The 1,452-nt window shown below is 25.1% G+C and carries 2 protein-coding genes and 1 pseudogene; all 3 read right to left on the bottom strand.

The genetic code is table 11. The features are described from left to right. Window positions 1–186 precede the first annotated feature (186 nt). Window positions 187–933: pseudogene (locus tag E0409_RS16385) on the bottom strand (putative phage abortive infection protein); the annotation flags it as partial. A 34-nt stretch (window positions 934–967) separates the two neighbouring features. Next, entirely contained in the window at window positions 968–1,243 is a 276-nt protein-coding gene (locus tag E0409_RS16390; RefSeq protein ID WP_131292624.1) for a hypothetical protein, read from the bottom strand. After that, the coding region (locus E0409_RS16395) for a transposase family protein (protein WP_165541356.1) at window positions 1,243–1,452 on the bottom strand (210 nt) is incomplete at its 5' end. The genes E0409_RS16390 and E0409_RS16395, both read right to left, overlap by 1 nt.

Genomic DNA, 1,452 nt, shown 5'->3' on the forward strand with positions numbered 1-1,452 from the left:
TGGTTTAATTAACTGATGAAATACGGTATTCTGATGTGACAAAACCTGAATCCTGGTCGTTAAAGTGTTTGTTTGCACTCATATTTTAACTGTTCGGACTCAGGTTTTTTTATTTAAATCAAACTATGGGACAGCAGTGAGCTTCGGCTTCCTTTTTTCTATTTATTTGAATTTTAATAAAAATTATTAAATAGCTTTTTTCAAATCAATTTCATTAAAATATTGAAAACTGCTCTTAAAAGATAGTTCTCTATAAAAATCAAAATTGAATTTTACATAAGCAACAGTATCATCTTTATCTATTACAAATCTAATTTCCATTTCTTCCACTTTTACACTAGCATAGATGCTATTACTGTGAAAACTTATATTAAGGTTAGCTAAGTCAATTATAAAAGACTCTTCAATATTCGATGATATTTCAAAAATATGCAATTTTACAAATCTTCCTCTATATCTGATAAAATCTAGCATAATCTTAAATCCATCAATTTCTCTAGACAAAATAAATGGTTTTCTATATATCAATCTCAAGAAAAACTGATATTTACTGTTTGTTGAAATATTTTTATTAACTATTGAATAGTACCAAACCTTTTTTACGTCATCTAAGTAAATGCTTTTACCAAATACTTCTTTTTTATAATTTTTTAAACATAAAAGTAAATCAAAATTTAATTTATAATTTTCACTAGTCAGATCGTGAAAATCCATATGCTCTAAGAATGAGAACTTTTCAAAAAGGATATAGAATTCTTTAAAATCATCGTCATAACCTTCACAATTACAATTAAGCATTAATAACTGTAATAATGAATTTTCTAATGAAGCTCGTACAATATTACTATATTTTTTCTTTTCTTCATTCTTAAAAAAATTAGTATCATTAATTTGTTTTAAAACTTGATAGAGAATAATAAAATATCGCGTTAATTGATATTTTTTCTTAAATCTACTTGTTTATATTCTATTTTATTATTTGACTCAAAATTTTATAAAAATCTAAAATTTTTTCTTTTTCTATAAAGTTAGTATTCATTAAATTTAACTCTGATAGTAATGTCATAAATAACATATCAAATTGTTGGATTTTTTGAGTTTTCTCGATTTCAATTTGTGCTTGAGCAGATAGTTTAAGTTGCTCATTACTATTTCTTAACTCATTCCTACTCAATTCAAGATCTTTTTGGTTTTGCTTCAAAGCTTTTTTTGTTTCTTTTAATAGATCTCTTGCGAAAGTCATTATTGAAAATTTATCCGGTTTACCAGTGCAGCGATTAAGTTAATGCGTAAACCGAATCTTTTCCGTCTATTTCGATAGCGTTCACTTAATATTCTAAATGTTTTCAATTGACTATTGATGTGTTCGATCACAACTCGTATTTTTCCAATCATTTTATTGTACTTTTTCTCAACATCAAATAAGGGTATATTCTTCTTTTTCTTTATTGG

Origin of the sequence: Acinetobacter sp. ANC 4862, from assembly GCF_004336635.1 — a bacterium.
GTDB lineage: Bacteria > Pseudomonadota > Gammaproteobacteria > Pseudomonadales > Moraxellaceae > Acinetobacter.